The sequence below is a fragment of the Kribbella albertanoniae genome (assembly GCF_004348455.1).
Classification (GTDB): Bacteria; Actinomycetota; Actinomycetes; order Propionibacteriales; family Kribbellaceae; genus Kribbella; species Kribbella albertanoniae.
The window spans coordinates 1-8,416 of sequence record NZ_SMKA01000352.1 but is presented as its reverse complement, the minus strand read 5'-3'; the positions used below and the strand labels follow the sequence as shown (position 1 = coordinate 8,416).

At 67.9% G+C, this 8,416-nt stretch carries 6 protein-coding genes; all 6 read left to right on the top strand.

Annotated features, from left to right (window positions below):
* Positions 1 to 988, top strand: a 988-nt coding sequence (locus tag E1261_RS41030; protein WP_132415165.1) for a LacI family DNA-binding transcriptional regulator, incomplete at its 5' end; no start/stop codon positions are given.
* Positions 989 to 1,002: 14 nt separating this feature from the next.
* Positions 1,003 to 2,046 (top strand): glycoside hydrolase family protein, encoded by a 1,044-nt coding sequence (locus tag E1261_RS41025; protein WP_132415164.1) that lies wholly within the window; start codon positions 1,003 to 1,005, stop codon positions 2,044 to 2,046.
* Between the two features lie 60 nt (positions 2,047 to 2,106).
* On the top strand, positions 2,107 to 3,081 hold the full coding sequence (locus E1261_RS41020; RefSeq protein WP_132415163.1) for a nucleoside hydrolase: 975 nt from the start codon (positions 2,107 to 2,109) through the stop codon (positions 3,079 to 3,081).
* A gap of 45 nt (positions 3,082 to 3,126) precedes the next feature.
* Positions 3,127 to 3,954: a phosphotransferase gene (locus E1261_RS41015; RefSeq protein ID WP_132415162.1), complete on the top strand. Its 828-nt coding sequence runs from the start codon at positions 3,127 to 3,129 to the stop codon at positions 3,952 to 3,954.
* Entirely contained in the window at positions 3,951 to 4,820 is an 870-nt protein-coding gene (locus E1261_RS41010) for a Rossmann-fold NAD(P)-binding domain-containing protein (protein WP_132415161.1), read from the top strand. The genes E1261_RS41015 and E1261_RS41010 overlap by 4 nt, the downstream gene beginning before the upstream one ends.
* Before the next feature lie 185 nt (positions 4,821 to 5,005).
* Positions 5,006 to 8,068 carry a GH92 family glycosyl hydrolase gene (locus E1261_RS41005; protein ID WP_202875431.1) on the top strand — a complete coding sequence of 1,021 codons (3,063 nt, stop codon included), beginning with the start codon at positions 5,006 to 5,008 and terminating at the stop codon, positions 8,066 to 8,068.
* Positions 8,069 to 8,416 lie beyond the last annotated feature (348 nt).

Here is an 8,416-nt window from a genome sequence, read left to right as displayed (position 1 = left end):
GGCTAGGGTTACGCAGGCTGATGTGGCTCGGGCGGCGGGGACGTCGATGGCTGTGGTCAGTTATGTGGTGAACGGCGGGCCGCGGCCGGTGGCGGCGGCTACTCGGCAGCGGGTGCTGGCGGCGATCGAGCAGACCGGGTACCGGCCGGACGGGGTCGCCCGCGCGCTGGTCGGTGGGTCGACGATGACGTTGGGGCTGATCGTTCCGGATATCGCGAACGAGTTCTTCGCCGAGCTGGCGCGGGCGGTCGAGCATGCTGCTCGAAAGGCCGGGCGGACCGTGCTGCTGGCCAACTCGGAGGGGGATGCGGAGACCGAACTGGCGTTGCTGGAGACGTTTCTGCAGCGCCGGATCGACGGGGTGGTGATCATCTCGCAGGCCCCGATCACGGCCGCTCGGTTGCTGGAGCGGGCGGGGACGCGCCGGGTGTTCCTGGGTGCCGCGCCCCCGGACGACTCGTCGATCGGGGTCGACAACTTCGGTGGGGCGGTGGCCGCGACCATGCATCTGGTCGGCCATGGGTACGAGCGGATCGCGATGATCGGCGGCCCTGCTGACGCCGAGGTGGCCGAGGCTCGGCGGGAGGGGTGGCAGCAAGCGCTCACCTCGCTCGGTGCAGCGGATGACGCCGCCTTCGTGCATCAGCCGTTCACGGTCGACGGCGGGTACGCCGGTGGGCTGGAGCTGCTCGGTGGTCAGCTGCGACCGCAGGCTGTCTTCGCGGCCTCGGATCGGCAGGCGATCGGGCTGCTGCGCGCGGCCGCCGACGAAGGTCTGTCGGTGCCCGATGACCTCGCCATCGCCACGTTCGACGGTTCGGCCGCGTCGGCGTTCGCGGTGCCGTCGTTGACCACCGTCCAGCAGCCGATCACCCAGATGGCCGATCTCGCCGTCCGCCAGCTGACCGCGCCCGACGCTCCGCCGCTGCACGCCGTACTCGAGGTGGACCTGGTGATCCGCCGGTCCTGTGGTTGTTCCCGCCCCTAGCCCTGGAGTCGTTGATGATCCGCCGAATCGCCGCCCTAGCCGCCGTCCTGGCCCTGCTCCCGCACTCCTCCGCCCAGGCGGCAGTCGGTGGTTGGTCAGCGCCGATCCGCCTGTACGCCGCCAGTGACATCCAAGCCCGCGGTTACGCCTACGCGCCGAGCGTGGTGGCGGGCAGCCCGACCCGCATCTACACCTGCCACAGCAAGGCCGCGAACACGATCCGCGACGACATCTTCCTGACCAAAGTCGGCGGTACGTCGACCTCCGTGCTGACCGGCAGCGGCTCCGGCTGGGACCACTTCCACAACTGCGACCCGAGCGTCGTCCGGGTCAACGTGCCGTTCAACGGCCAGACCTACAGCTACGCGATGTTCTACCTCGGCAACGACGTGGACGCCTCGGCGCACAATGCGATCGGCGTCGCGGTCGCGCACAATCTCGACGGCCCGTGGGTGAAGCTGCCGAACCCCGTCATCCAGTTCCCCGGCAACGCGCCGACCGAGTGGGGCGCCGGGCAGCCGACCGCCACCACGATCAACGCGGCCGACGGCACTGTCGTGCTCGCCTGGACCCAGGGTCTGCCGAGCGGGAACGTGGGCAAGGCTGCGCAGGTCAGCTTCGCCTCCGGTACGCCGGTCGTCCAGTTCGAGCGGGTGCTTCCGATGGCCGGGCTGACCAAGTCGACCGGCGAGCCGGACGACGGCCTGAACAACTTCGACCTCGTCTACTCGCCGCCGCGGGACCGCTTCTACCTGGTCCGCGAAGGCCACCCGTACCCCAGCGGCTCGCAACCGGATTACATCTCCGACCACCTGCAGATCGCGAGCATCTCCGGCGCCGGCTTCTGGGGGACACCCGGAGTGAGCTGGACGGTCGAGAGCACGATTACCAGCGCCCGGACCGGCCGGCCGCGGACCCACAACCCGGGCTTTCTCCGCACCGCCTACGGCACGCTCCCCAACGAATCCGAGCTGACCGTCGTCTATACCTCGGCGGGCTACGACCCGGATTCCCTCTGGTCCTACACCCTCTGGCAGACGACAGCGCCGTTGAGCTAGCAACTTTCTCTCCGTGAGCGGCGTCTAGTTCACAGGAGACCACTCGAATGCGAGGCTGAGATGACCGTCCCCGTCATCAGCATCACTGACCTAGACCACCCGCCGGAGGATCCGGGCGGGAACGTCGACCTGATCATGGCCTACGGCCTGCCCGAGCTCGACCTGCGCGCGGTGATCCTGGAGGCGCGTGACCCCGGTATCGCCGCGGTCACCCAGCTGAACGCCATCTTCGGCCGGAACGTCCCGACCGCCTGGTGCCCGTCCACCCGGATGAGCGACCCGACGGACAGGATGTGTGACGCGCCGCCGGCCCAGCAGCGGGGCATCGACCTGCTCATTCACGCACTGGCGGACAGCCCGGAACCGGTACACCTCCTGTCCTTCGGATCGGCGAGGCCGGTGGCGGTCGCCTACAACCGGGCCCCGAAGCTCTTCCGGGAGAAGGTCGCCCGGGTCCACCTGTCCGCCGGTACGGCGATGGACCCGCAGGCGGTGATCCGCATCGTGGACTCCGGGCTGCCGCTGTCGCTCTACCCGGTAGCCGCCGACGACATGTACGACAGCCACAACACGTACTGGATGCTGCCGGATCTGAAGTGGATCGAGGAGATGCACCCGTGGCTGTGCCGCTACCTCGGCTACACGCTCGGCGGCCGGTCCCCGCAGCCCGACTTCCTACGCGTGCTCGACGACGACGCGCCGGCGGACTCGATGGCCGACATCTACCATCGCACCCACTCGGTCTGGGAGACCGCCGCGTGGATGCAGGTAGCGGGCCGAGTCCTGGTACGGCGTACTGACGGCTGCCACTCGATCATTCCGGCCACCGAGGTGTCGGCCGGGGACACCGTGATCCGCAACGAGCAGGTCCCGTGCACGGTCCGCGCGACGCCGAACGGCCGGTACGAGTTCGAGCTTGGCGGAGGCGGCCGGACCTCGGTCTTCGTGCGCGACGATCCGTTCGAGTACGAACAGGCGATGGCCGACGCGCTACCCGACCTCTACCAGTCCTTCCGCCCCGGCAACCTGAGCTGATCAAACGACTGGGAGGCACCCGGCGAGACGTGATCTACTCGTCGGATGCTTCCCGCTTGGCTTCCTCCCGCGGTCCTCGAGGCGACACAGGCACCGGAGGTCGAGGCGCTGCACGGTGAACTGCTACGGCAATGGGCGTCGTCCGAGGTATGGCGGTTGTCGTACGGACTGCGCAGCGTGATCGTCAAGCGCCGGACGGACGCCCAGTCGGGTGAGGCAGCAGCGTACGAGCGGTTCGTGATTCCACTCGAGCTGCCGGCGCCCCGGCTGCTGTACGCGGCGGACGAGGTGCTGGTGCTCGAAGACGTCGGCCGGGTGACGCTGGAGCAGGAACCGACGGCCGAGGGCTTCGTCGCCGCGGCCGGACTGCTTGCCCAGATCCGTACCGCGCCGGTCGACGGATCGAGTGAGTTCCCGCCGGAGCGAGTGAAGGAGCTGACGGCCCGGATCGGTCGGATCACCTTCGACGTATCGCCACTGACCGAAGCCCTCGCGGCCCTGCACGACCAGGCCCCGTCGCGCGTGGTCCACAGCGACTTCGTGCCGAAGAACCTGGTCACCGACGGGGTCCGCTGGACCGCGGTCGACTGGCCGCTCGCCCACCTCGCACCGCACCTCAGCGATCTGTACACCCTGATCCGCGATGCAGTTGCCCTCGGCCACGATCGCGGCCCGCTGGTCGCCCAGTACGTCGCCGCTGCGGAGGCGGATCCCTTCCTCGTCGACCGGCAGATCCTGGTTGGCGGTGCCTGCTTCTGCCTGCGGGCACTGGACTTCGTGGTCACCGAGGGCCTGCAGACGATCCCCGAGTCGGCGGATTGGATCGACCCGCTGCTGGCCGAGCTGGCGGATCTGGTGGAGCAGTTGTCGTGAGATTGCTGGTACTCGGCGGCACGAAGAATCTCGGTCGGCATGTGGTTGAGGCCGCGCTGCGTGACGGTCATGAGGTGACGCTCTTCAACCGCGGTACGACGAACCCCGGGCTGTTCCCCGAGGTTCGCCGGATGATCGGGGACCGGGCCGATCCGTCGGCACTGGCCGCGGGGGAGTGGGACTGCGTGATCGACATGTCCGGTTTCCTGGTGCGCGATGTGCGGTTGAGTGCCGAGGTTCTCCGGGATCGGGTCGGCCGCTACACGTACATGTCCTCGATCGGGGTCTACGCGGACCGGACGACACCGGGTCAGGACGAGTCCGGGGGGTTGCTCCCCTGGCCGGTAGGTGCCCCGGACAACGAGTTCACGATGGACCTGTACGGACCGTCGAAGGTGCGCTGCGAATCGTTGCTCGCAGCCACCTTCGGAAGCCGGGCGGCCGCCGTACGGTCCGGTTTTGTCGTCGGTCGCTACAACCCGGACTTCGGCAACTGGGGTACGGCGCTTGCCTCCGGCAACCGGATGGAGTCCGCGGCACCGCCTTCGCAGCCGGTCCAGTACGTCGATGCCCGTGATCTCGCTGACTTCCTGCTGCTGGAGTTGTCGGGTCCGTACAACGCGGTCGGCCCGACCCGGACGATGGCCGAACTCGCCGCCGCCTGGCGTTCCGTCGTACCGGATCCGGCGCCGATGGACTGGGCGCCGACGGTGGATCGTTTCCACCTGAACGACGAAGGGCTCTTTCGGCTGGACAACGGCCGGGCCCTGGCGGCCGGTCTGCGGTTGCGGCCGGACGAGGAGACCGCCAGGGATTACGTGGCCTGGGTCCAGGATGGGAACATCCCTCCTGACCCACCGCACTAGGGGGTGTCTCTTGAGCCCACGCCTACTGCGCTGCACTCGGCACGGCACCTCGCCGCACTGGAGGAAAGGCCACGATGGAAAAGCATCGAGGCCTCCCCTCCAGCGCACCGATGCACCGCACCGAGCACATGCTCGCTACGGCGCGGACTCAAGAGACACCCCCTGAATGTTCTAACATTGCCGCCGTGATCCTTGAGACAGGTGGAGGGCCGGGCGGCCCGACCAGCCCGCAGGCAGGCTTCAGCAGTGTGGACGCGGTGCGTTACGCCGGGACGACCGGTGGGCGTCAGACAGCGTCGCTGAGCGTGACCGCGGGGGTGGTCGACAGTGCGGAACGGCTGCGCTACAAGGTGTATCCGGAGCTGGACGAGCGCCTGGAGTACGGCGCGACGTACGTGGCGGTGGACCTGGTCTTCACCGACGGGACACGGTTGTCGGAGCTCGGTGCGAAGGATCAGTACGGGAACCCCTTCCATGCCGTTGGGCAGGGCGACTCGAAGGTCCTCTACGCCAACCAGTGGAACGACGTACAGGTCGACCTCTCGGTCGCTGTCGGGAAGACGGTCGCGGACGTCGTACTGACGATCGACGCACCCACCTCCGGTACGGCGTTCGTGGGCTGGATCGACGATGTGGAGATCGGGCCGGCGCCGCCGCGGCTCGATGGGTCAGACCTGGCCGCGTACGTCGACACCCGGCGCGGGACCAACGCGAGTTTCGCCTTCTCCCGGGGGAACACGCTGCCGATCACGGCCTGGCCGAACGGGTTCAACTTCATCACGCCGGTCACGGACGCGTCGACGTACAGGTGGGCGTACGAGTATCACCGGCTGAACAACGCCGACAACCTGACCGAGCTGCAGGGGCTGACGTTCTCGCACCAACCGAGCCCGTGGATGGGCGACCGCGATCAGCTGACGATCATGCCGGTCGCTGCTGCGACGCCTCTCGGTGATCCCGCGGCGCGGGCAGCGGCGTTCAGTCACGACGACGAGGTGGCTCGGCCGGATCTCTACTCGGTGCGCTTCATCGATGGTCTGCTGTCTCGGTTGGCGCCGACTGATCACGGTGCAATCTTCCATTTTTCGTTCCCTGAGGATGCGGCTGGACGGCATCTGATCTTCGACACGATCGACGAGAACGGTGCCTTCTCGTACGACGACGGCGCGCTGACCGGCTGGGTCGAGAGCGGCGCGGAGACCGGGCGGACCCGGATGTTCTGCTACGGCCTGTTCTCAGCGCCGGCGTCCTTTGGACCCGCGGACGGCGGGCGGGCGAACGCGCGGGCGGCGAGCTTCGACGTGGATGAGGTGACGCTGCGGATCGCGACGTCGTTCATCAGCGTGGATCAAGCGCGGCACAACTTGTCGCTGGAGCTCGAGGGGCGATCCTTCGAGGAGATTCAGCAGGCAGCCAACGCGATCTGGAACGAGCGACTGGCGGTGATCCGTCCGGAGGGCGCAACCGAACCACAGCTGCGCACGGTCTACGGCAACCTCTATCGGCTCAACCTCTACCCGAACTCGCAGTTCGAGAACACCGGTACGGCGGACGCACCGTCGTACGCGTATGCCAGTCCTGTCCTGCCGACCGTCGACGGGCAGGCGGTGGTGAAGCCGGGGAAGATGTACGTGAACAGCGGCTTCTGGGACACCTACCGGACCGCGTGGCCGGCGTACGCGTTCCTGTATCCGACGCTGACCGCGGAGCTGGTGGACGGGTTCGTGCAGCAGTACCGCGATGGTGGGTGGATCGCGCGGTGGTCCTCGCCGGGGTATGCGGACTGCATGACCGGGACCTCGTCGGATGTGTCGTTCGCCGATGCGTACCTGCGCGGGGTCGAGCTGCCGGACCCGTTGGCCACGTACGACGCCGGGCTGCGGAACGCGACCGTCGTACCGGTTGCGACCGAGGTTGGGCGGAAGGGCGCGACGACTGGATTCTTCAACGGGTACGTCAGTAATGACACCGAGGAGAGTGTGTCCTGGTCGTTGGAGGCGTACCTCAACGACTTCGGGCTGGCCGCGATGGCGTCCCGGTTGGCGGACGTGTTTCCTGATCGCCGCGAGCAGTTGCGGGAGGAGGCGGCGTACCTGTACCGGCGTTCGCAGAACTACGTGCTGCTCTTCGACCCGGCGATCAACTTCTTCCAGGGCCGGCGGCCGGACGGGTCCTTCGCGCAGACGCCGGAGGAGTTCGATCCCTGCGCGTGGGGTGGCGACTTCACCGAGACCGACGGCTGGAACTTCGCCTTCCACGTCGCCCACGACCCGCGCGGCCTGGCCGGTCTGTACGGCGGTCCGGGCGGTCTCGAGGCCAAGCTCGACGAGTTCTTCGCGACGCCCGAACTGGCCACGAAGAAGGGCAGCTACGACATCGTCATCCACGAGATGCTCGAGGCGCAGGCGGTCCGGATGGGCCAGTTCGGCTTCAGCAATCAGCCGGCGCATCACATCGCGTGGATGTACAACTACGCCGGCGCTCCGCACAAGGCGCAGGCCATCGCTCGCGAGGTCCTCGACCGCCTGTACGTCGGTGAGCAGATCGGCCAGGGCTATCCGGGCGACGAAGACAACGGTGAGATGTCCGCCTGGTACCTCTTTGCCGCGCTCGGTCTGTACCCGCTCCGCGTCGGTGCTCCCGAGTACACCATCGGGTCGCCGCTCTTCCCGCGCGTCACGGTGTCGCCTCTGGGCGGTTCGCCGTTGGTTATTGCAGCCTCGGACGTGGAACACCCTTACGTACAAGAGCTCCGCGTCGACGGGTGCTCGTTGCCCGTGGCATCGATCACGGATGCCGCCCTGCAAGGTGCTTCGCTGGTCGAGTTCGTCCTGGGCCCGGAGCCTTCCGACTGGGGCACGCTGCAATCCCCGCCGTCCCTGTCCTCCGAGGTCCCTTCCCCGCTGGTCGACCTGATCCCCTTGGATCCGTCGAACCCGCTCTTCGACAACACCTCCGCCACGTCGGCCGAGGTCTCAGTTGTCGAGTGGTCCCTCCCAGCCCCGGCAACCGCAACCTTCTACACCCTCACCTCAGCTGATGCCGAGGGCAACGACCCCACCGCCTGGCGCCTGGAAGCCTCCCCCGACGGCGTGAGCTGGTCCCTCCTCGACGAGCGCACCAACCAATCCTTCCCCTGGCGCCACCAGCTCCGCCCCTTCCAGATCCCGGGGCGCGGGGAGTACCAGCACTACCGCCTAACCTTCCCCGCACCGGTAACCCTCACCCAGCTAGAACTCCTGCACTAGCTGGCCCCTTGAGCTGGCGGGTTGCCCCCTCAAATTTTCAGTGGGCAACCCTCCAGCTGAGTGGATATCCGGTTCTCCTGTCCGATGTGGGGGCGCTCTGCTGGGCCGCGTGCGGGTGGGCGGGGTGTACTGCGGTCACCTGGTGGGGACCTGGGACATCTGGTCGGGTGTCCGGGGTCCCCAGTTGGTGTACGCGGTCGGCCGTTTGGCCGGCTACTGCGGGGGGTGGGGAGTTCTACCGGTCGTTTTCGGGTGGTACGACTCCCCAGCCATGCCGGACAGCCGTGTACAGCACCCCAACGAGTGAGAGCTGCCTCAAACCACCGCGGCGGGGCAGCAGCAGACTCT

Bases quoted from the DNA above. Each gene is read 5' to 3' on its own strand.
- E1261_RS41025 (WP_132415164.1), top strand. From the start codon at position 1,003: ATGATCCGCCGAATCGCCGCCCTAGCCGCCGTCCTGGCCCTGCTCCCG.
- E1261_RS41020 (WP_132415163.1), top strand. From the start codon at position 2,107: ATGACCGTCCCCGTCATCAGCATCACTGACCTAGACCACCCGCCGGAG.
- E1261_RS41015 (WP_132415162.1), top strand. From the start codon at position 3,127: ATGCTTCCCGCTTGGCTTCCTCCCGCGGTCCTCGAGGCGACACAGGCA.